Origin of the sequence: Halopenitus salinus, from assembly GCF_042662125.1 — an archaeon.
Classification (GTDB): domain Archaea; phylum Halobacteriota; class Halobacteria; order Halobacteriales; family Haloferacaceae; genus Halopenitus; species Halopenitus salinus.
The window spans coordinates 204,279-225,825 of sequence record NZ_JBHSXL010000009.1; the positions used below are offsets into that span (position 1 = coordinate 204,279).

General features: G+C 68.7%; 20 protein-coding genes. 12 read left to right on the top strand and 8 right to left on the bottom strand.

Translation table 11 applies throughout. The features are described 5' to 3' along the window. Positions 1 to 22 precede the first annotated feature (22 nt). Positions 23 to 1,318, top strand: a complete 1,296-nt coding sequence (locus tag ACFQE9_RS10425) for a glucose-6-phosphate isomerase (protein WP_379744147.1) — start codon at positions 23 to 25, stop codon at positions 1,316 to 1,318. Between the two features lie 124 nt (positions 1,319 to 1,442). Further along, positions 1,443 to 2,189, top strand: coding sequence for a CPBP family intramembrane glutamic endopeptidase (locus tag ACFQE9_RS10430; protein ID WP_379744149.1), 747 nt, complete (start codon positions 1,443 to 1,445; stop codon positions 2,187 to 2,189). Between the two features lie 75 nt (positions 2,190 to 2,264). Here ACFQE9_RS10430 and ACFQE9_RS10435 read toward each other — a convergent pair whose 3' ends face one another. Then, entirely contained in the window at positions 2,265 to 3,602 is a 1,338-nt protein-coding gene (locus ACFQE9_RS10435; RefSeq protein ID WP_379744151.1) for a DNA double-strand break repair nuclease NurA, read from the bottom strand. A gap of 198 nt (positions 3,603 to 3,800) precedes the next feature. Between ACFQE9_RS10435 and ACFQE9_RS10440 the strand changes: the two genes are divergently transcribed. After that, the gene (locus ACFQE9_RS10440; protein ID WP_379744153.1) at positions 3,801 to 4,829 is read left to right on the top strand and encodes a formyltetrahydrofolate deformylase; all 1,029 of its coding nucleotides are present in this window, start codon (positions 3,801 to 3,803) and stop codon (positions 4,827 to 4,829) included. A 52-nt stretch (positions 4,830 to 4,881) separates the two neighbouring features. Here ACFQE9_RS10440 and ACFQE9_RS10445 read toward each other — a convergent pair whose 3' ends face one another. Next, the gene (locus tag ACFQE9_RS10445; protein WP_379744155.1) at positions 4,882 to 5,943 is read right to left on the bottom strand and encodes a phosphoribosylaminoimidazolesuccinocarboxamide synthase; all 1,062 of its coding nucleotides are present in this window, start codon (positions 5,941 to 5,943) and stop codon (positions 4,882 to 4,884) included. 151 nt (positions 5,944 to 6,094) lie between these two features. On the opposite strand from ACFQE9_RS10445, the gene ACFQE9_RS10450 reads away from it, so the two are divergent. Further along, on the top strand, positions 6,095 to 7,342 hold the full coding sequence (locus ACFQE9_RS10450; RefSeq protein WP_379744157.1) for an ornithine cyclodeaminase, nickel-pincer nucleotide-dependent: 1,248 nt from the start codon (positions 6,095 to 6,097) through the stop codon (positions 7,340 to 7,342). 243 nt (positions 7,343 to 7,585) lie between these two features. Here the strand turns inward: ACFQE9_RS10450 and ACFQE9_RS10455 are convergent, their stop codons facing one another. After that, positions 7,586 to 8,518 (bottom strand): DUF8155 domain-containing protein, encoded by a 933-nt coding sequence (locus ACFQE9_RS10455; protein ID WP_379744159.1) that lies wholly within the window; start codon positions 8,516 to 8,518, stop codon positions 7,586 to 7,588. 90 nt (positions 8,519 to 8,608) lie between these two features. Here ACFQE9_RS10455 and ACFQE9_RS10460 point away from each other — a divergent pair, with 90 nt between their 5' ends. The 7 genes from ACFQE9_RS10460 to ACFQE9_RS10490 all read left to right on the top strand — a co-directional run bounded on the left by ACFQE9_RS10460 (position 8,609) and on the right by ACFQE9_RS10490 (position 14,398). After that, positions 8,609 to 9,310: a lipoate--protein ligase family protein gene (locus tag ACFQE9_RS10460; RefSeq protein ID WP_379744161.1), complete on the top strand. Its 702-nt coding sequence runs from the start codon at positions 8,609 to 8,611 to the stop codon at positions 9,308 to 9,310. 55 nt (positions 9,311 to 9,365) lie between these two features. Then, complete coding sequence (locus tag ACFQE9_RS10465) at positions 9,366 to 9,791, top strand: 30S ribosomal protein S6e (protein ID WP_379744163.1); 426 nt, start codon at positions 9,366 to 9,368, stop codon at positions 9,789 to 9,791. Between the two features lie 14 nt (positions 9,792 to 9,805). Continuing rightward, positions 9,806 to 10,273 carry a DUF7112 family protein gene (locus ACFQE9_RS10470; RefSeq protein ID WP_379744165.1) on the top strand — a complete coding sequence of 156 codons (468 nt, stop codon included), beginning with the start codon at positions 9,806 to 9,808 and terminating at the stop codon, positions 10,271 to 10,273. A 74-nt stretch (positions 10,274 to 10,347) separates the two neighbouring features. Beyond that, entirely contained in the window at positions 10,348 to 11,475 is a 1,128-nt protein-coding gene (gene ahbB / locus ACFQE9_RS10475; protein ID WP_379744167.1) for a siroheme decarboxylase subunit beta, read from the top strand. Beyond that, entirely contained in the window at positions 11,472 to 12,170 is a 699-nt protein-coding gene (locus ACFQE9_RS10480) for a precorrin-2 dehydrogenase/sirohydrochlorin ferrochelatase family protein (RefSeq protein WP_379744169.1), read from the top strand. The genes ahbB and ACFQE9_RS10480 overlap by 4 nt, the downstream gene beginning before the upstream one ends. Positions 12,171 to 12,186: 16 nt before the next feature. Further along, the gene (gene hemA, locus ACFQE9_RS10485; protein ID WP_379744171.1) at positions 12,187 to 13,530 is read left to right on the top strand and encodes a glutamyl-tRNA reductase; all 1,344 of its coding nucleotides are present in this window, start codon (positions 12,187 to 12,189) and stop codon (positions 13,528 to 13,530) included. A 103-nt stretch (positions 13,531 to 13,633) separates the two neighbouring features. Then, a complete protein-coding gene (locus ACFQE9_RS10490) occupies positions 13,634 to 14,398 on the top strand; it encodes a Nif3-like dinuclear metal center hexameric protein (RefSeq protein WP_379744173.1) in 765 nt (254 codons plus the stop codon). A 68-nt stretch (positions 14,399 to 14,466) separates the two neighbouring features. Here ACFQE9_RS10490 and ACFQE9_RS10495 read toward each other — a convergent pair whose 3' ends face one another. The 3 genes from ACFQE9_RS10495 to ACFQE9_RS10505 form a co-directional block, all read right to left on the bottom strand. Then, complete coding sequence (locus ACFQE9_RS10495; protein WP_379744175.1) at positions 14,467 to 15,891, bottom strand: NAD(P)/FAD-dependent oxidoreductase; 1,425 nt, start codon at positions 15,889 to 15,891, stop codon at positions 14,467 to 14,469. A 65-nt stretch (positions 15,892 to 15,956) separates the two neighbouring features. Continuing rightward, a complete protein-coding gene (locus tag ACFQE9_RS10500) occupies positions 15,957 to 17,432 on the bottom strand; it encodes a sodium:solute symporter family protein (RefSeq protein WP_379745579.1) in 1,476 nt (491 codons plus the stop codon). Between the two features lie 14 nt (positions 17,433 to 17,446). Beyond that, complete coding sequence (locus ACFQE9_RS10505; RefSeq protein ID WP_379744177.1) at positions 17,447 to 17,734, bottom strand: DUF3311 domain-containing protein; 288 nt, start codon at positions 17,732 to 17,734, stop codon at positions 17,447 to 17,449. A gap of 333 nt (positions 17,735 to 18,067) precedes the next feature. On the opposite strand from ACFQE9_RS10505, the gene dnaG reads away from it, so the two are divergent. Beyond that, on the top strand, positions 18,068 to 19,456 hold the full coding sequence (gene dnaG / locus ACFQE9_RS10510) for a DNA primase DnaG (RefSeq protein ID WP_379744179.1): 1,389 nt from the start codon (positions 18,068 to 18,070) through the stop codon (positions 19,454 to 19,456). A 96-nt stretch (positions 19,457 to 19,552) separates the two neighbouring features. On the opposite strand, the gene ACFQE9_RS10515 is transcribed toward dnaG, so the two are convergent. Both ACFQE9_RS10515 and ACFQE9_RS10520 read right to left on the bottom strand, forming a co-directional pair. Then, on the bottom strand, positions 19,553 to 20,026 hold the full coding sequence (locus tag ACFQE9_RS10515) for a GNAT family N-acetyltransferase (RefSeq protein ID WP_379744181.1): 474 nt from the start codon (positions 20,024 to 20,026) through the stop codon (positions 19,553 to 19,555). A gap of 62 nt (positions 20,027 to 20,088) precedes the next feature. Continuing rightward, on the bottom strand, positions 20,089 to 21,405 hold the full coding sequence (locus ACFQE9_RS10520) for a DUF92 domain-containing protein (protein ID WP_379744183.1): 1,317 nt from the start codon (positions 21,403 to 21,405) through the stop codon (positions 20,089 to 20,091). Positions 21,406 to 21,547: the final 142 nt, after the last annotated feature.

Consider the following 21,547-nt stretch of genomic DNA (forward strand, 5'->3'; position numbering starts at 1 on the left):
CCGGCTCGCTCGGCCTTCCGGTATGGACGTCGACATCGGCAACGCGCTCGGTACCACGCCGGGCGTGACGACGGGGGTCCTCGACCGGCTCGACGATCGGGTCGCGGACGCACACGAGACGATAACCGACGGGATGGCGAACGACGCGTTCGGTTACGCGGCGTTGAACCTGCCCGAGACGGCGGACCCGGACGCGATTCGATCCGCAGTCGATCGATACGACGACCCGGAAGCGGTCCTCACGGTCGGGATCGGCGGCAGCGCGCTCGGGGCCGCGACGCTCGCGAACGCGCTCGACTCGGAGGTCGACGCGTACTTCCTCGACAACGTCGATCCCGACCAGGCGAGGCGGCTCCTGGCCGAGTTGCCCCTCTCGGAGACGGTCGTCAACGTGGTCTCGAACTCCGGGACGACCGCGGAGACGCTCGCGAACTTCCTCGTCGTCCGAGAGGCCATGGACCGGGCCGACGTCGACTGGACGGACCGAACGTTCGTCACGACCGGGGGCGAGGGGAACCTCCGTCGATTGGCCGAGAAACACGACCTGCCCGCGCTGGACGTGCCGGCCGGCGTCCCCGGTCGATTCTCGGTGCTCTCGACCGTCGGGCTGGCGGTCGCCGCCCTGCAGGGACACGACGTCGAGGCGATCCTCCGCGGCGGGGCGGACGGACGCGAAAATCTCTCGGGATCGCTTTACGACTCGCCCGCGTACGCCTACGGCGCGGTCTCGTACGCGCTCGCGCGACGCGGCGCCACGACGAACGCGATGATGCCCTACGCGGAGTCGCTCGAGACCTTCGCGGAGTGGTTCGCCCAGCTGTGGGCCGAGAGCCTCGGCAAGGACGGGGTCGGACAGACGCCCGTCCGCGCGCTCGGCGCGACCGACCAGCACTCCCAGCTTCAGCTCTACCGAGCCGGCCCCCGCGAGAAGCTCGTCACCCTCCTGCGTCCGCGCGAGCGCGCCGACGTTTCGATCCCCGAAACGGACCTCGAGGGGCTCTCGTACCTCGGCGGGTCCTCGCTCGGCGAGCTGCTCGACGCCGAGTTCGAGGCGACGGAGGCGAGCCTCGCGGCGGCGGAGCGCCCGAACGTTCGGATCGAGATCGATCGCGTCGACGAGCGTTCCCTCGGCGAGCTCCTGTACGGCATGGAGGCCGCCTGCGTTCTCTACGGCGAACTCGACGGCGTCGAGACGTTCACCCAGCCCGCCGTGGAGTGGGGCAAGAAGGCCGCCCGCGGGCTGCTCGGCGGCGGCGAGTTCGAGGAGGCCGAGGCCGTCTCCGACAAGCGGGAACTCGTCGTCTCCGGCGGGCGTTGAACGCGCGATCCGGCGATTCGTCTCTCGTCCACTCATTCTCTCTCGTCGGTTCCCTCTTCGAGCGCCCTCGATCCGGTCGCCTCTTCCGGTGCGCCTTTAGGATCCCTGCGCGTACGCCCGCTCGATGGAATCGGGGTCGAACGCCGACGGATACGCGAAGCACGCCGACCGTGCACGTGCGATCGGACAGGGCGCGCTCGTCGTCATCGGCGCGCTCCTCGTGGCGACCGCGATCACGCAGCCGGTCTCGCAACTGCTCGTCGACGCCGGCGTCGTCGCGGCGGGATCGCCGATGGAGACCGTCGCTCAAACCGTCCTCCAGTTCCTCGGGTTCCTGATCGCCGTCGGCGGGTACGTCCTCGTGACCGCCGACCGGTCGCTCATCGAGTTCGACCGGCCCGACCGGCGGGAGGCGATCACGGTCCTCGCCGGGACGGCGGTCCTCCTCGCGTTGCAGTTCTCCGCGCTCTTCGTCTTTGGACTTCTCGGCATCTCGACCGGCGAGAACCAGGCGCTGCTTCCGGGACGGGCCGATCCCACGTACTTCCTGTACATGATCGTCGTCTCCGTCGTCCTCGTCGGGCCGGGCGAGGAACTGCTGTTTCGCGGCACCGTTCAGGGACTCCTCCGTCGCGCCTGGGGCGTCTGGCCGTCGATCCTGATCGCGAGCGTGGTCTTCGGAGTGATACACATCCCGGGAATCGTCGGCGCGCCGGGCGAGGCGCTCATGTACGCGCTCGTCGCCACCGGCCTGGGGTGCGTGCTCGGCTACCTCTACGAGCGGACCGGAAACGTGATCGTGCCGTCCCTGATCCACGGCCTGTACAACGCCACGATCTACGCGCTGCAGTACGCGACCCACGCCGGTTGAGACGACGGGGATCGTACCGCCGGCCTCCGGTTCCCTTTCGTCGCTCCACTCGCCACTTTCGTTCCGGCCGCCCCTTCACCCCTCGACGTCGGGCCACCGGACGTCGTCGTACGACCGGAGTCGGTCGGTGTCGAACTGCTCCTCGAACTTCCGGCGGATGGAGGCCTTCTCGCCGGCGTCGATCCGCGCGAGCTCGTCGGCCTTCGCGACCGCCGTCGGCGGTCCGCGCTCGGCGGCGACCTCGGAGAGGATCTGCGTCGTGAGCGCCCGGCGCGTGTCGGGATCCCGGGTGAACGCGTAGGGCGCCTCGAGCTTGTAGGTCACGTCCGTTCGCGGGTCGTAGATCACGAGGAACGTGGGCTCGTACAGCTCCGGATCGAGGCGTCGCTCGACGCCGAGGGCGTCGCCGTCGGCCGCGAGGTGGCGGTCCGTGCCGCCGCGCGCGTGGAACCAGGTCGTCGCGGTGAGTTCGTCGGTCCGGGGGCCAGATCCGCCGGTTCCGCGTCCGCTTTCGCGTCCGCCTCCACTTCCGCGTCCGCCTCCGGTTCCGCTCTCGATTCCGTCGCCACCGTCGGACCCGTCATCGTCGGCGGGGCGTTCGAGCAGTCGGTTGAACAGCGCGGCGTCGTCCGGCCAGGGGCCCTCGATCCCCTTGCTCGCCAGCGTTCGCGTGATCGCCCGTCCCGAGGGGTTCTTGACGAACCCCGCGAGCGGGACGTCCGCCTCGTAGAGCTTCTCGACCAGTCGGACGTAGTTCTCGATCACGGCGTGGGGTTTCGCCTCGCGGGCGAGATCGCCGAGCTCCGGATCCCGGTCGACCCAGGTGAAAAGCTCCTTCGGGTAGATGGGTCCGTCGAGCACGAGCAGGTCGCCCACCGCGTTCGCGTGATCGAGCGCGTGTTTGCTCTCGGCGAGGTACAACGCGAGAGCGTGGACGACTCCTTCCGCGTACCGGCTCACCCGCGGCGCGTGGAGTACGCGCTGTTGAGTATATCCCTCGTCCCGGCGTCCCCAGTCGGTGTCGTGGTCGACCGTCGTGTCCGCGGTGTGGACCGTGGCGACGATCGTCCGCGAGCGGTGGAGGTCCAGGTCCGTCGGCTCCACGGCCATCGCGGCGTGGGCGACGTCGACGACGAGTCCGTTCTTGAACGTCGTCGGGTTGATCGTCCCCGAATCGAGCCCGTGGCTCGTCTCGAAGGGACGGTCCACGAGCGCGATCTCGTCGATCGCGACCCGCCGTCTCGCGTGTTCGCCCACCGGCTCGAGGATCACTCGCCCCTCCCGGCGCAGTTCGGGGAGCCACTCGGTCCACACGCGTTCTGCGAGGTCCTCGTGGTCGGTCGTCTCCACCGTCCCGGCGATGGTGGAGGCGAGCCGGGCGATGTTGTCCACGTGGATCGGATCGAGCGTCACGACTACCCAGGGAACGCGAACCCCGAAAAATGACCCGGTCGCGGCGGGCGTCCGACGAATCGAACGATCCGTATGAGCCAGAATCCGACGATCCGTGTGAGTCGGACACGGACCGCGTCTCGACCGAAACGTGCTAAACCGTTCGGCACGTTTCGGGGCGTGTATGTATCCGCTCGATCCCCCGGAGGTGATCGCCGCATGACGCGCGAGTTAACCGAGATCACCGTCGTCGGAGGAGACAAGACGGGACTCATCGCGCGGGTCACCACCGTGTTGTTCGAGCGGGGAATCAACATCGAGGACCTCGATCAGGCGGTTCGCGACGGCCTGTTCCGGATGACGATGCGGGTCGACGCGAGCGAGATGGACACCTCGAGCGACGAGCTTCGACGCACCCTCGCCGACCTCGGCCGCGAACTCGGCGTCGACGTCCAGGTGCGGTTCCCGAGCGACCGAACCGCCCGCCGGATCGCCCTCCTCGTCACGAAGGAGACCCACGCCCCCGAGACGCTGCTCGAGGCCGAGGCCAACGGGGAGCTGACCGACGGCGAGAACGAGGAGGCGGAGATCCCCGTCGTCATCGGCAACCGCGGCGACCTCCGCGAGCTGGCCGAACGCTACGGCAAGCCGTTCTACGACGTCGGCGACGGGAGCGGCTCGCCGGACGAGGACCGCCTGCTCGACCTGCTCGCCGAATACGAGGTCGACCTCGTGGCGTTGGCCCGCTACATGCGGATCCTCTCGCCCGAGGTCGTCTTCCGGTACGAGGGCCGGATCATCAACGTCCACCCCTCGCTCCTCCCGGCGTTCCCCGGCGCGCAGGCGTACCGACAGGCCAAGGAGGCCGGCGTCCGGATCGCGGGCGTCACCGCCCACTACGTGACGACCGACCTCGATCAGGGCCCGATCATCGCCCAGCGCGCCTTCGACGTCCCCGACGGCGCGAGCGTCGAGGAGATCCGCCGCCGCGGACAGCCCCTCGAGGCCGACGTCCTGCTCGAGGCCGTCCGGCTCCATCTGGCCGACGAGGTCGCCGTCCACAAGGGGCGCGTCCACCTCCGATCGGACGACGGGACGACGGACGAGACTGGCGGCGAGTCGGCGGTCGAGTCCGGCTCGTCCCCGCTTGACCCGCAACTCGGGCTACCGCCTGAGGCACGCGAGGCCAACCCCGACGCGCCGGTCGACGGCCAGCCGGTCTCGCGTCCGGCTCCCGGTGACGACTGATCCGAACACCGGACGCTTCCGAAAGGTCGGACGATCCGCTCCGTTTCGACCGTTAAAGTTTCCGTACCGCGTCGACCGCGGCCTCGATCGACGGCGCGTCGAACAGGTCCGTCCCCGTGTAGGCGTTCGCGCCCGCGGCGTACATCTCCGAGACGGCTTCGACGATCCCGGGCGGCAGCGACGTCGGCTCGCGTTCACAGATCGTTCGCCAGTCGGCGACGTCGCGGTCCGCGACCTCGGCCTTGGCGGCCGAGACTGCCTCCACCCACTCGGGGTCGTTGCGTTTGTACCACTGTCTTACGACCTCCTTCGAGACCTCCTGGCCGTCGAAGGCGAAGCGGTTCTCGTCGAAGGTGCCGACGACGTCGGCGACGCGCAGCTCCCCGCCGACGTAGAGACACTCGATCTTGCCGTCCTCGTGGGTGAATCCGGCTGACTCGGCCTGTTCCGTCACGATCCGGTTCACCTCGCGAGCGAGCGCCTCGAGGTCGTCGATCCCGGCCGCGCCGGCGATCCGATCGGCCTCCTCGCGGGTCAGGTACCGGTCCTGCTCCTCGTACTTCGTGGAGAACTCCACGATCGGCTCCGGCAGTTCGACTACCTCATCGGGCCACTCCCCGACCGCGAGGCCGACCTCCGACGGATCCCGCCTCCGGCGAAGGCTCGATCCGATGGGGACGGTGTTCCGGAAGACGATCTCCAGCGGGACGAGGTAGTTGTCGCCGGCGTCGGCGTGGTAGACGTCGTAGTCGTAGCCTTCGCCGTCGCCGAGGTACGGGAGATCCGGAACCTGGGTCAACTCGATCGCCATCTCGGTCGGCGGCCCCGCGACGTCCGCGAGACCGACGACGGCCCCCTCGGGCGTCGACGATTCCGACCCATCCTGGGCGGCTGGATCCACCACGCCGCGGTAGTGGGTCGCGACACCCTCGGCCTCGAGACGCTCGAAGTTGAACGCGCCCATCGTACAGAGGCTCGCGCCCTTCTCCGGGATCGGATCGGGCATTTGGCCCCAGTCGAAGACGGAGTAGGCGTCGGTGAAGACGAATCGGCCGCGGCCGAGTTCCGCCGCGGTGGCAGCCTCGAGAACCCGGAACTCCTTGACACTCGTCATACCCGAGAGCGGGGGCCCCCGCCAAAGAATCTTTCAGTTGTGCCCGCTCGCGACGGCTTCGACTCGTCCATCGGATGTCGACCTTCGTCGATCGAATGCCGACCTCCATCGGATCGGGTATCCTGATTACGCTTCGACCTCAACGATGCGTATGAGCGTGGAACGGACCGTCGAGCTCGAGGGGCACATCATCGACTCCGGGCGGATGCAGGCGTGTTTCACGGCCGTGATGGATCTCGGGGGTTCCTTCGAGGTCGAGGCGTTCGACGTCGGCAAACACGAGACGGACGAGTCCTACTGCCGGCTTCGCGTCACCGCGGCGGACGACGTGACGCTTCGGGAGATCCTCCACGAACTCCACCAGAACGGAGCGGTCCTCGAGGACCCGCCGAACGTCACGCTGGAACCCGCTCCCGAGGATCGGGTGGTCCCCTCGGGGTTCTACTCGACGACGAACCACCCGACTGAAGTCCGATACGACGACGCGTGGATCCCGGTCGAGCACATCGAGATGGACTGTGCGATCGTTCTCGAACCCGAGGGGGGACCGGACGGCGATCCGCGCGCGTACACGAAAGTACTCAACGCCATCGAGTCCGGCGATCTGGTCGCCACCGACGAGTCGGGGATCCGCGTCAGGCCGCCGGAACGTCCCCGCGGATCCGACGGCCCGTTCGGGTTCATGCAGGGCGGGATCTCCGCCGAGCGCCCCTCCGAGTCGACGATCCGACAGGTCGCGGACGAGCTGGTCGAAACCGCCGAGAACGGCGGAACCGTCCTCGTCGTCGCCGGTCCGGCGGTCATCCACTCCGGCGCCGGCGAGGCTCTCGCACGGCTCGTTCGCGAGGGGTACGTCGACGCCCTCTCGGCCGGCAACGGCTTCGCGACTCACGACCTCGAGCGGTCGATCTACGGGACCTCACTCGGGATGGACGTCGAAACCCTCGAGCACCCCAGAAAGGGACACAAACACCACATCTGGACGATCTCGGAGGTGATCCGCGAGGGCGGGATCGCGGAGGCGGTCGAGGCCGGCACCGTCACCGAGGGGGTGATGTACGAGTGCGTCGAGAACGACGTCCCCTACGTGCTCGCCGGGTCGATCCGCGACGACGGGCCCCTTCCGGACACCATAACGGACGCGGTCGAGGCACAAAACGCCATCCGCGAGCAGGCTCGCGAGGCCGATCTCGTGTTGATGCTCGCCACGCTCCTCCACTCGGTGGCCGTCGGAAACTGCCTCCCGTCGACGACCCGGACCGTCTGTGTCGACATCAATCCCGCGACGGTTACCCAGCTCCTGGATCGCGGATCCGCCCAGGCGATCGGCATGGTGACCGACATCGGGACCTTCGTGCCGACGCTCGCCGACTTCGTGCTCGAGTCGGACGCCGAGTGACCATCCGGAACGCGAGACAGCCATTCATCGGTCACCCGTCGATCCATCCGGTCCGACGGTTTATCACGGATACCGAACCACCCCGTCGCGTGAGCTGATCCGCGTCCCGCGGCGGTCGAGGCGGGTGTTCGACACGCCGCCGCGGGTACGTTCCACGTGTCGGCTGTTCGCAAGTTCGGAGCTTCGATACGCGTGCGTGTCGTGTTCGGCGTCCTCGCTTTGATCCTCGCTCCTGTGGTCGCCTCACCGACCGACCCCGAGCCGGATCGGGTCTCGGCTCTCCCGGATCGAGACCCGAACCGCCGTGCCGACCTCGAATCGGCTGTCGGGGCAGACGAGCTTGACGCCGAGTGACGGTCCCCGCGCCGCGAAAAGCGACAGGCCGGTGATCCGGTCGCCGTTCGCGAGGACGTCGACGTCTGCCCAGGAGATGGTCCGTCCGGCAGCTATCCCGATCTGCTGGCCGAGCAGCGACAGGTGGCTTTCGCCGCCGTCACGTCCCACAGCTCCTTCACGCCCGTGCCCGGAGAGCGCTCCGCCGCCGGCATAGTGAGCGAGCCCGCCGTCGATCGCCGTCCCCTCATTGCTCGCGATCGCGGTGTATCCATCCACGTCGTCCGCCGGCGGACCGTCCAACAGCGCGTAGCTCGCTCCGGTTTCGACGACCGTACCGTGTCCGTTCCAGGCGACCGGCTCGACGTCGACGCCGACGGCCACGCGTAGCGATCCGCTCGCACGGAACGGGTCGGCGTCCCGGTCGCGGAACTCGAGGTGGACGTGGTCGTCGACCCATCGGCCGAAGAATCCCGACCGGACCGTTTCCCCAAGCGAGTCGCCGACGGACACGCGATCCCCCCCTCGAACGGCGGGGTCGACGTGGAGTATCCGGGCCGAAAGCGATCGCTCGATCCCGGCGGACGCACACCAGTCGTCGTCCACGTCGATCACGATCACGTGGTCCTGCTCGACCGCGTACTCGCGGTTCGGACAGCCGACGGTCCGCACCTCGCGGACGACCCCATCGACGGGAGAGATCCCGACTCCCGTTCCGGGATAGAGATCGATCGCGTGGCCGCGATCGTGGGCCGGATACGGGGAGTTGTACAGCGAGAATCGCGGATACCGATCGACGACTCCGTCGGGGATCGTCACCGTCGTCGCGTCCCGTTCCGTCATCGTCCGTCCGTGATTCTCCGACCGTATAGCGCCACCGGAACGGTCCGTTCCGGCGACTCGCTTATTGGCTTCCGGCTTCGACGCAGGGACATGCGCGTGGTTCGTGGCCGTGGCCCGACCCGACGGACGGATCGCGAAGCCACGGCGGATCTTCTCGATCGGGCTGCGGACGCCGGCGAGCCGGCCGTTCGCGTCTGGACGCCCCACCGACAGGTCGCGTTCGGCCGGCGGGACGTTCGTTTGGACGGGTTCGAGTCGGCATCGCAGATCGCCCGCTCGCACGGGTTTCCGCCCGTGGAACGCCGGGTCGGCGGGCGAGCCGTCGCCTACACCGGTCGAACCGTGGCGTTCGCGGTCGCGATCCCGATCGCGGACATGCGGTCGGGGATGACGCGCCGATACGAGGCGGTCTCGGAGACCATCGTCGACGTGCTGACCTCGATCGGCGCGGCCGTCGAGACGGGGGAACCTGACGGATCCTACTGTCCGGGAAGCCACTCGATCCGTGCCACGGACGGCGGAAAGATCGCCGGGATCGCCCAGCGCGTTCGACGGGGCGCGGCTCTCGTTGCCGGCTGTCTCACCGTCGTCCCGTCGGACGTGGACGAACTCGTCGACGTCCTCACTCCGCTGTATGCCGCACTCGACGTCCCGTTCGAGCCGCACTCGGTGGGATGTGCCGTGGATGCCGGCGGTCCCGACGATCCGACGCGTGTGACGGAGGCGCTCGAGTCCGCGCTGGTCCGTGGCCCCTGGAGCGACGGATCGACGACGATCGAGTCCATTCGATGACCGTCGAGCGGGCGGTTTCGACGTGTTTTTACTCGGCGGGCAAGTGGTTGGCCGTATGGCAGAATTCAAGGTCACCGTCGCCGACCCCGACGCCGGTCGGACCTATCAGCGCGAAGTCGACGGACAGGACGCGAACCGATTCCTCGGACGAAACCTCGGCGAGGAGGTCGACGGCTCTGCGGTCGGCCTCGACGGGTTCACCCTCGAGATCACTGGCGGTTCCGACGAGACCGGCCGGCCGATGCGCGCGGACGTTCCCGGATCGAGCCTAAAGGAGCTCCTCCTCGAGGGCGGGGTCGGCTACAAACCGACCAAGGACGGCGAGCGAAAACGCGTCACCGTTCGCGGCGCGGAGATCGCCGACGACGTCGCACAGATCAACGTCTCCGTCGTCGACGGCGACGGCGACGTCGCCGCGGCCTACGGCGAGGGCGAGGAAGATCAGGACGACGCCGACGACGCCGAGACCGACGAGGAATAGGAATTCACGGGTCGATGGCGCGTTTTACCTCCGAGGACGACGACGTTCCGTCGATCCGCGTTCATCTCGCTCGAAGCGGTGGAACGCGCCGTCCGTGCGTTCGTCTCCCCGACGACTCGGGGATCGATCGACATCTCGAATCGGGTGTCACCGACCGGCTCGGGGTTGAGGCGGGCGACGTCGTTCGTCTCGTCGTCGATCGCGAGACCAGTTACGCCCGGATCGACGCCGATTCCGACGGTAGAGTGATCCGCGGTGCCTTCGAGAACCGGCGTCTCGCCCGCTCGCCGGGGCGAGGTGAGAACCGGCTGGTCGAGTGGCTCCGCGCGAGAGAACGAGAGGAAGGGGATCCGCTGTTGCTCGACGTACTCGTCCCCGGCGAGGCCTACGGTCTCCGACTTCCCGGCGAACGTACGGTCTACGACGTCGATTCGGGGCCGCGTGAGTCGCTCGCGGACATCGCGAGCGACCTCGAGGAGTGAGGCATCTCCCGTAGCGAGCGACCGGGGAGCTTCGCTCCGAACGGCTTAATCCCGACGCGCCCCCACGTCCGGACATGAAACGGGTCGACGCGGAGCTGTCGACGCTCGACCGGGCGATCATCAACGGGTTTCAAGGCGGGTTTCCGGTCGTCTCACGCCCCTTCGATGCGGCGGCCGCCGCGCTCTCGGATCGCGGCGTGGAGGTGACCGGAACGGAACTCCGCGAGCGCGTTCTCGAGCTCGATGAGGAGGGCGTCCTCTCCCGGTTCGGCGCGCTCGTCAACGCCGAGGAGATCGGCGGGGCGGCCTCACTCGTGGCGATGCACGCTCCCGAGGACCGGTACGACGAGATCGCCGACCTCGTCAACGACTTTCCGGAGGTCGCACACAACTACGAGCGCGAGCACCCGCACCTCAACATGTGGTTCGTCGCGAGCGTGGCCGACCATCCGGATCCGGACAAGGACGCCCGCGACCGGATCGCCGAGGTGCTCTCGCGGATCGAGGACGCCACGGGCCAGGAGACCTACGACCTCCCGAAGCGACGCGAGTTCCACGTCGGCGCGAAGTTCCTGCTCGAGGGACCGATCCCCGACGGCGATCTCGACCTGTCGGATCTCGGTCCCGCCGTCGAGCCGAGCGATCGCGACTCGATCACGCCCGCCGAACGCGATCTCGTCGTCGAGATACAGGGCGGACTCCCGATCACCGCGACGCCGTATGCCGACGTCGCCGACGCGATCGACGCCGATCCGGAGTGGGTCGTGGAGACGATCGCGCGGTTCAACGCGGAGGGGAAGGTGCGGCGAGTCGGCGTCATCCCGAACCACTACGCGCTCGGGTACACCGAAAACGGGATGACCGTCTGGGACGTCCCGGAGGACGTCATCGACGAGGTCGGACCGGCGGTCGCGGATCTCGATTTCGTCACCCACTGCTACGAGCGTCCCCGCCACGAGGGGGTCTGGGAGTACAACTTCTTCGCGATGACGCACGGCCGCACCGAGGCGGAAAGCGAGCGTCGCATCCGGGAGGTCAAACGGACGATGGAGGAGTTCTGGGACGTCGAACCCGACGACTGGGACACGCTGTTTTCGACCCGTATCCTGAAAAAGACGGGTATCAGGCTCGACGAACGCGCCGCCGGCAACACGGACGTCGGGATGGATTCCGCCACGGAGTCTGGATCCACCGACGAATGATCCCCCTCGTCCACGACCTCTCCGGCGAAACCGTACTCGTCTTCGGCGGGGGGAACGTCGCAACCAGGAAGGCGAAACGATTCGTGTCCGAGGCCCGGCTGATAGTCGTGAGTCCGACGTTTACCGACGAACTTCGATCGCTTGCGGAGGATCGCTCGCTCGAGCTGGTTCGTGACGCGCCCGATCCGGACGGCGTTCGCGAGTTGGTGGACCGGATTTCTCCCGCCTTGATCGTCGCCGCGACCGACGATCCGGCGGTGAACGCGGCCGCCGAGGCCGAAGCCCACGAGCGCGGCGTGCTCGTCAACCGAACGGACGTCTCGGGTGCGCGGGACTCCGGGAGCGTCGTGGTCCCGGCGACGGTCGAGGACGGACCGGTGACCGTCGCGATCACGACCGGCGCGAACAGCCCGGCGTTGGCCCGCCACCTTCGCGAGCGGATCGAGGCGGAGATCGAGGGGGCCGGCGAACTGGCGCGGATCACGGGCGACCTGCGGGCGGAGCTCGCAGAGCGGGAGGTACCCCCCGAGGGACGTCGGGAAGCGCTCCGTGCCGTGGTCCGGTCGCCGGACGTTTGGAAGGCTTTACAAGTCGGGGGGGCCAATCCCCGTCAAACGGCGAGACGGGTCGCCGAAGGGACGTGTACCGATGACGGGATCGAACGGCGTACCGATGACGGGACGCGGAAATCGTGAGGAACGTAGATAGGCCATGACTGAGACGGGAGTGATCACCGGAGTTAGCGTCGCCCATACGCACGCGAGCATCGACGAGATCGACGCGGCGGGCGAGGAGTCCGAGCGGGGGATCGTCTCCGATCTGCTCGCGCGCACCAACGTCGAGGAGGCGTTCGCCATCCACACGTGCAATCGTGCGGAAGCGTACGTCGTCACGAACCACGCGGCCGACGGGCGCGAGGCGTTGTCGTCGTTCGCGCCAACGGTCAGGGAGGGCGCCGTCAGACATCTCGAACACGAGGCGGCCATCCGCCACCTGATGCGCGTCGCGGCGGGGCTCGAGTCGATCGTGCTCGGCGAGGACCAGATCATCGGACAGGTTCGCGATGCGTTCGAGTCGGCCCGCGCGGCCGGCGGGATCGGCCCGGTGCTCGAGGACGCGGTGACGAAGGCCATTCACGTCGGCGAACGCGCCCGGACCGAGACGGCGATCAACGAGGGCGTCGTCTCGCTCGGCTCTGCTGCGGTCGACCTCGCGTCCGAGGAGGTCGATCTCGAGGGGTCGACCGCGCTCGTGATCGGTGCGGGCGAGATGAGCACGCTCGCGGCACGCGCGCTCGAGGAGACCGGCGTCTCGCGGATCCGCGTTGCGAACCGGACGGTATCACGTGCACGGGAGATCGTCTCCGACCTCGAGGTCGAAGCCGAAGCCCGCCCCATCGACGCCCTGGAGGAGACGCTCGGAACCGCCGATCTGGTCGTCACCGCCACCGGGAGTCCGGATCCGGTCCTCGACTCGGAGATGCTGTCCGGGACGGGCGAACTGGTCTGTGTCGACATCGCGAGACCACGAGACGTCGACCCGAGCGCCGGCGAGTTGGCCGGGGTCGAACTCTACGACATCGACGCGCTCGAGTCAGTCACCGAGCGGACGCGGGAGCGCCGACGGGCCGAGGCGCGCGAGGTCGAGACGATGATCGACGAGGAGTTCGACCGACTGATGGAGTCGTTCAAGCGCAAACGCGCCGACGACGCCATCGCCGCCATGTACGAGTCCGCTGACCGGGTGAAGGCACGCGAGCTCGACCGGGCGGTCTCGAAACTCGAGGCGCAGGGCGGATTGACCGACGAGCAGCGCGAGACGCTCGAGGCGCTCGCCGACTCGCTCGTCGGGCAGTTGCTCGCCGCGCCGACGAAGTCGCTTCGGGAGGCCGCCGGCGAGGACGACTGGACCACGATCCACACCGCCCTCGAACTGTTCGATCCGGAGTTCGACGCGCCGCCCTCGACTCCCGAGGACGCGACGCGCTCGCCTCGCGTCCCGGAGGGCTCGGACTCCAGCTCCGAGGACGCCGTTCCCGAAAAGCCCTCCGAGTAGGAGTCGGTGGCGCTTCGGAGCGGATCCAGGTCACCGCGCTTTTTATCGCCGAGTATCACCCACAGTCGCCGTCTTTACTTCCCCTCGCGTGAAACCGCCGGCCATGCGACTGCCCACGCTCGTCGATCGACTCGATGAGACGCTCTCGACCGCCGGCTACGCCGACGTCGACGCGAGCGCGAACGGCCTGCAGGTCGGCCCGGATTCGGGGACGGTCGACCGGGTCGCCGTCGCGGTCGACGCCGCGGAGGCGACGATCGAGGCGGCCGCGGAGGCGGACGCCGACCTCCTCCTCGTCCACCACGGGATCTCCTGGGGCGGGATCGAACGCGTGACCGGACGCCAGTACGGGCGGATCGCGGCGCTCGTCGAGAACGACGTCGCCCTGTACGTCTCCCACCTCCCGCTCGACGGCCATCCGGAGCTCGGAAACGCTTCGGGCGTCGCCGACGAGCTCGACCTCGACGACCGTGAGCCGTTCGGTTCGCTCGGCCCGGTCCACCTCGGCACGATCGGCACCGCCTCCGAGCCGTTCTCCGCGAGCGACCTGCGGCGACGCCTCGACGCCTTCGAGGGCAGCGAGCGGGACACCAGAGTGCTCGAGTTCGGCCCCGACCGCATCGAGCGCGTCGCGGTGCTCACCGGTTCGGGCGCCGACTGGCTCGACGAGGCGGTGGAGGCGGGGGCGGACGCGCTCGTCACCGGCGAGGGGAAACAGAAGGTCTACCACGAGGCGCGCGAGGCCGGCATCTCGGTGTTCCTCGCCGGCCACTACGCCACGGAGACGTTCGGGGTCCGGTCGCTTGCGGGTCGCCTCGAGGAGTGGGGGATCGAGACGACGTTCGTCGACCATCCGACCGGGCTGTGAGGTCCGACGGGTCGTGAGACTCGACGGGAAGCGAGGCCCGACGACTGTGGGATCTCACTGTCGACTCCTCACTCGCGTCCGTTCCGGATCGCGGATTCGTCGTCGGCCCCCGCCTCGCCGTTTCGCTCCGCGATCCGGTCCGCCACCTCGCGACCGGCCACGACGCCGCCGTTCAGCGAGCGTTCGGGGTACTGCGCGCGGCTCGCCATGCCGGCGTAGTAGACCCCGGATAGCCTCTCGTCCGCCAGATCGTAGGGGATCACGGTCTCGAGGTAGCCGCGCTCGTAGACGGGCGCCGCACGCGGGTTCCGCGAGATACGGACCTCGCGCACCCGCTCGCGGGAGAAGTCCGGGAAGAGCTCCTCGATCCCCGAGATCCACCGATCGGAAAGCGCGTCGTCGTCCTCCTGCCAGTTTCGCTCCTCTGGCGACTGGACGTAGCTGGCGACGTAAAGCAGATGGTCGCCGCCGTATCGCTCGGGCGGAACGAAGTTGGTGTGTTCGATCAGCGCGCCGAAGGGCGCCTCGTCGGCCACGTTGAGCCAGTAGGTGTTCGAAAGCGGCTCGTCCATCGTGAGGACCGCACAGACGGCCCCCTGGAAGTCGATCGCACACCGATAGCCGGTGAGATCCTCGAGCACGTTCGGCATCGCCGCGACCACGACGCCGTCGACCTCGCGGGTCGTCGTTCCCGCCGGCGTCTCGACGGTGATCGTCTCGACGGCGCCGTTCCCCACCGCCGCCTCCGCGTCCGAGTCGTCGATCGGCTCTGCGGTCGCCTCCGCTTCGCCACCGGAGAATCCGACGTCCGTCACCCGCGCGTTCGTGGTGACGTGCTCGCGTCCCACGGCGTCGACGAGGGCGTCGAGCAGGACCGCGAAGGAGCCCTCCAGGTAGCCGAGCACCTCGCCGCGAAGCAGGTCGCGCTCCCCGCGGAACTTGATCCGGCCGAGCAGCCAGGCCGCCGAGACGTCCTCCTTGCGGTCGCCGAACTTCGCGTCGAGCAGCGGCTCGAAGAACCCCTCGTAGACGCCGCGGGTCGTGTGCTCGATCAGGAACTCGCGGACGGGAACGTCCTCGAAGTCGCTCAGGTCCTCGTAGGTGTCGAACGCGGGGAGCCCGCCGCGTAGGTCGACCTCCTTCGTCAGGGCCGCCAGTCGGAGGGTGTCGTAGGTGCTCAAGTGGGGATACGCGAGGATCTGCCAGGGCGTATCGAGCGGGTGAACCACGCCGTCGACGTAGTAGGCGTTCCTCCCGATCCGCCACTCGATCCGGTCTTCGATCCCGAGTTCGGCGGCCAGCTCGAGGATCGTCTCCTCGGACCGCGAGAGGTGGTGGTAGAAGCGCTCTATCGGATCGCCGTCGGTCTCGTAGACGCCGGCCAGCCCGCCGACGTCGTCGGAGGCCTCGTAGACGTGGGCGTCGATCCCGTGCTGTCGGAGGCGATGGGCGGCCGCGAGCCCGGCGATTCCGCCCCCCACGACTGCGTACATACGAATTCGTGGGCGCGAGTCGCGTAAGTGCGTTGTGGAGTCGGAGCCGTCGGTCGTCTCTTCCGTCAGTCCGCGGTCACGTCGAATCGGGAGGCGTTCTCGTCGTCGACGTGGTCGGTCGCGAGCGAGACGACGACGACGAGCACGGCGGCGAGCGCCATCAACCAGAGCGCGACGTCCCAACCGCCGTAGGTCCCCGGCAGGGCCAGCCGAACGTCGACGAACGGCAGCGGAACGGGCTCGAAGACGTGCGCGAGGTAGACGATCTGAGGGATCGAAATGGAGACGATCATCCCGGTTCTGGTCGTTCGATCCCAGTAGAGGGCGACGATGACCGCCGGCGCCAACAGGGCGAATCCGGAGAAAGCGGTGTCTCCGACCTCGATGAGGGTTCCGGGACGCGTGAGGCTCGCCAGGAACGCGAGCGTCGCGAAGACGGCGACGCCGATACGGGCGACCCACGCCTCGCGCGTTTCGCTCGCGTCGGGGGTGATGAAGGGCCGATACAGGTCCCGGGTGAAATACGACGACCCCGAAAGCAACATCGAGTCCGAGGAGGACATCATCGCGGCCATCGCGCCGGCGATCACGAGCGCGGCGAACCAGACCGGGGTGTACTCCCGAAGGAGCACCGGGAGGACGTTCGCGCCCTCGGGGACGTCGATCGGGAGGCCGGCCGCCCACGATCCGAGCATGAACGCCGGGACGAACAACAGGAGCACGAGCACCGGCCACAGCGCGAAGGACCGCTTGAGCACCCGGGCGGAGTCGGCGACGAAGAACCGCTGGTTGATCTGCGGGAACATCGTCACGCCGAATGCGATGGTGACCGCGGAGGAGATGATGAACTGCGGGGTGTAGGTCCCGCCGCCGAGCGAGGCGAACTCGGGGTTCGCCTCGACCATCGCGCCGGTGGCGGCCTCGGGCCCGCCGACCGCGGCGAGCACCCACGCGACCGCGATCCAGACCACGGAGAGCATGAACAGCCCCTGGATCGTGTCGGTCCAGGCGACGCCGCGCATCCCCGCGAGCATCACGTAGACGATCATGAACGCGGTGATGAGCGCCGCGCCGCCCCAGTAGGGGATCGCCCCGTTCGTCAGCCCGGCGATCGCCTCGCCGGCGCCCATCTGCTGGAGCATCACGTACGGAAACAGCCACAGGAGGCTGATGCCGGCGACGAGCGCACGAAGCCCCGGCGATCCGAACCGATCGCCGAGCATCTCCCCGAGCGTCACGTAGCCGTGGCGTCGGCCGACGAGCCACTGTTTGAAGCCGATCACGTACCAGAGGATCGCGAAGATCACACCGTCCATCACGCCCATCACGAGGATCCACTCGGGGCCGGCGGCGTACGCGAGGTTCGGCCCTCCGAAGAAGGTGAACGCCGAAAGCAGCGTCGCGAACGTGGTGAAAAGCAGCACGAGCGTCCCGATCGACCGGCTCGCGAGGTAGTAGTCCTCGGCGCCCGACTCGGCGACCCGATAGGCGAAAAGGCCGATCGCCAGCGCGACGAGCAGGTAGCCGACGACGATGCCCATCTCCAGGACGGCGCTCACGGTCCCTCACCCCCCGGATCGCCTCCGGACGTCTCGAAGGAGCCGGCGTCGACGTCGTCTCCCCGACCCCGGTCGACCTCCGGATCGAGGCCCATCCCCCGGTCCCACGCGCCGGCCGCGAACCGGCGGAAACAGGCGGCGGCGAGCACCATCCAGCCGACGTGCCACCACAGCCAGATCGGCAGTCCCGCGACGATCGCGTCCGTCCCCCACATGAACCACGGCACCGAGAACGCGACGAGCACCGCGAAGACGGGGATCCAAAGCAGGTCTCGCGACGTCATTTGGTGTAACCCTCTCCGTGACCGCCGTAAATGTATCCCTCCAGGTACCGTTTGCGTCCGTTTCGCTCGGACGACGTCCCGTGGGTCGGTCGCGATGCGATCGCCATCGTTCATGGTCCGATCGCGGTCGCTCCCCACGGATCCGTTTCCAAACCGACCGAATCCGTTTCTACACCGACATGATCGGCGGTACGACAGCTATTTCCGCCCCACCGACGTATATAAACAGGATGACGGACCAGTCCGTCAGTTCACGATCGACGCCGGGATCGCGACGCGTCGCGTCCCGTCCGTCGCCATCACGATCACCATCACTCACGAGGGTTCGAAGCCATGGAAGACACAGCCAAATACCTCATTCACGCGACCATCGCCGCCGACGGCGTCGTCGAACGGTCCGACGTCGTCGGGGCGGTCTTCGGCCAGACGGAGGGTCTGCTCGGGGAGGAACTCGACCTCCGGGACCTCCAGCAGGCCTCGAAGGTCGGTCGCATCGACGTCGCGATAGAATCGGAGAACGGACAGTCGTTCGGGGAGGTGACCGTCGCCTCGAGTTTGGATAAAGTCGAGACGGCGATCCTCGCCGCCGCGCTGGAGACGATCACCCGGGTCGGCCCGTGTCGGGCCTCCGTCGAGGTCACCCGGATCGAGGACGTCCGCGCGACCAAACGGCGGGAGGTCGTCGACCGCGCGAAGGAGCTTCTCGCCGGCGGATTCGAGGAGACGGCCCTCTCGAGCGACGAGGTGTTAGAGGAGGTCCGCGACGCGGCCCGCGTCGAGGGCATCGACGAGTACGAGGACCTGCCGGCGGGTCCCCGCGTGGCCGACTCCGACGCGGTCATCGTCGTCGAGGGGCGCGCGGACGTGCTCACGCTGTTGGAGGCCGGCATCAAGAACGCCGTCGCGGTCGAGGGGACGAACGTCCCCGACGCCGTCGCCGATCTCACCCGGGATCGGACCGTCACGGCGTTCCTCGACGGGGACCGCGGCGGCGAGTTGATCCTCCGCGAGCTGAGCCAGGTCGGCGAGGTCGATTACGTCGCGTTCGCGCCGGCCGGCCGATCGGTCGAGGACCTCGACCGCAGCGAGGTGCTCGAGGCACTTCGCGGCAAAGTTCCACACGAGACGCTGGCCGACGAAGCTGACGTCTCCGAGGCGATCGAGGGCCCTCGAGCGGGGTCGCCGACGACTGAGAACGGGTCGGCGACCCACGCGGATTCCGCCATCGAACGCGGATCCGCCACCGACGATTCCGGACCGAACGAGACGGAGGACGTGGACGCCGGTGACCCCGCCGGCGACACCGACGACGTTCGACCCGCGGACGAGTTGAAGGACTCGAGCGGGTCGGACGACGTGGACGAGCCGGACGAACCGAACGAACGGAACGACACCACGGAGGACGGCGAGACCGAGATCACCGACACGATCGAGGCACACGCGAGCGAGATCGTCGGCGGGGACAGCGGCCGCGCCAGGCTCCTCGATGCCGACGGCGGCGTCGTCTCGGAGGTCGAGGCCGCCGACGCGTTCGACGCGCTGGAGGACGCCGACGACGCCCCGCACGCGCTCGTCGTCGACGGGGAGATCTCCCAGCGGCTCCTCGATCTCGCGGCCCAACGCGGCGTGTCCCAGCTTCTCGGCCGCAGCGAGGGATCGTTCGTGAAGCGTCCGGTCGGAACGCGGATCCGGACGCTCGACGACCTCCGAATCGAGGCCTGATCGGAGCGAGGTGCCGGGGTCGGTCGAGGCATCCGGATCGAGCGAGGTGCCGGGGTCGGTCGAGGCATCCGGATCGAGCGAGGTGTCGGGCTCGATCTAGGCGTCCGGATCGAACCGATAACACAGCGCGTCCCGCTCGCCGTACTCGTTCGGCCGTCGTTCCGCCGCCTCGAAGCCGCAGGACTCATAAAGCGATCGGGCCGCGTCGTTTTCGACCGCCACGAGCACCGACAGCGTTCCCGGACTCCCCGTGATCGCCGCCTCGATGAGTTCGCGTCCCCGTCCCGTTCGGCGGTTCGCCGGATCGACGACGACCTCGGCCACGTGTCGGTTGTCGCCCCCGTCGACGTGGAGAAGGTAGCCGGCCACCGGGGACGGCCGGTCGGCGGCGTCGGAATCGGCGGTCGAGCCGCCACGCTTCGATGGGCCGGACTCGGGTACGGTCGAGACCAACACGTTCGCACCGCCCGCGGCGTTCAATCCCATCCCGAGGAGATTCGGCGATGGGCGATCGAGGTGTCGTTGGAGCCGGATCACTGCGGCGGCGTCCGACTTTCGGACGGGACGCACGCGCACACCGGTGACTGGGCGATCCGCCGTGGGGTCTCGCCGGGCGCCGTTGCGGCGATCGGTCATCCGATCACGAGCGGCGTGGACGCCGCGGCGACGATGGCCCCGGCGAGCGTGGCGAGCAGGTTCACCGCCTGATTGCCGATCCGGTCGCCCTCGATCAGCGCTCCGAGCAGGCTGTCGACGGTCATGCCGAGGAAGCCGGCGGCCGTGACGACGGCGCCGCCGACGAGTCCGGGTCCGATCGGCATCCCGAACGCCGCGAGCGCGCCGACGAGCAGCGCGCCCGCCAGTCCGGCGAGTTCCCCCTGGAGCGTGACCGCGCCGTCGGTCCCCGGCGACACGGGCTCCAGGGTCGTCACGAGCCGCGGCCGCTCGTAGAGCCCGCCGATCTCGGAGGCGAGCGTGTCGGCCATCGCGGTCGAGACCGCGCCGGCGAACGCCAGCGCGAAGACCGCGCCGTGGACGGACAGGTGGACGGTCGCGGCGTACCCCACGACCGCCGCAAGCGCGACGGCGGAGTTGGCGAGGACGTTACTCGTTCCGCGGGCGCCCTCGTTCTCCTGGGCGACGCCGCGTTCTGCCTTCCGGTCGAACCGGAACTTCGAGGCGAGTCCGCCGATCGCATAAAACGAGATGAGGACCAGAAACCACCCGACGTCACCGAGAATGAGCGTGAGAAGCCCCAACAGGACGCCGGTCAACATGCCCGGCACGGATGCCGTTCCGAGCGCGTAGGAGACGTATCCGAGCGCGACCGTGACCGCGAGCGCGAACGCGATCCCCTCGACGGTCACCCCGACGGCGAGCGCGTCGAACAGCCACAACAGGAACCCGACCGAGATCATCACGATCGGGTCGTCCCGGGCCAGCAACATCGCACGCAACAGCGCCGCGGCGAGCGCGCCCACCGCGGCCAGGAACGTGAATCGGGGGAAGTCGAGCGCTCCGCCCGTCTGGAGGACGATCGCCGTCTGCGCGAGGACCCCCGCGACGGCCCCGACCGCGACGAAGGCGGTCGCGTGGAGGAACTCCTCGTCGGTCACGGAGCGCGCGATCTGTCGACCGAGGTTGCCGACCGCGAGGAGGATCACCGCGGCGGCGTAGACGCGGACGGGCATCGCGACCCGGGGGATCGTCGCGAACAGCCCGAGTCCGGCCGCCGCCAGCGCGAACCCGGCCAGACCGTTGAGTCGACGGTCCCGCCTGTCGCCGGGACGCGCGAACAGCTCGAAGGCGGGACCCTCGCGGATCGCGAACGCGGCCGCCCCGGCCACGACGAGAAACGGGACCGCCGCCGCCACGCCGAGCGCGGGCGCGAGGAGCGAGAGCAACGCTACGGCGGCGAATCCCCCCGCACGTCGGATCCTCGAGTGCACGTTCGCGGATACCTCCGACGCTCACTTAACCCTCCCGACATCGCCCACCGCCGGAACCGCCCGGTACCCCCGATCGTCGGGAGCCGCCTATCGGTCGACGGCGGTCGACGTGCCGGACCCGCGAGTTTTTGCCCATCCACGG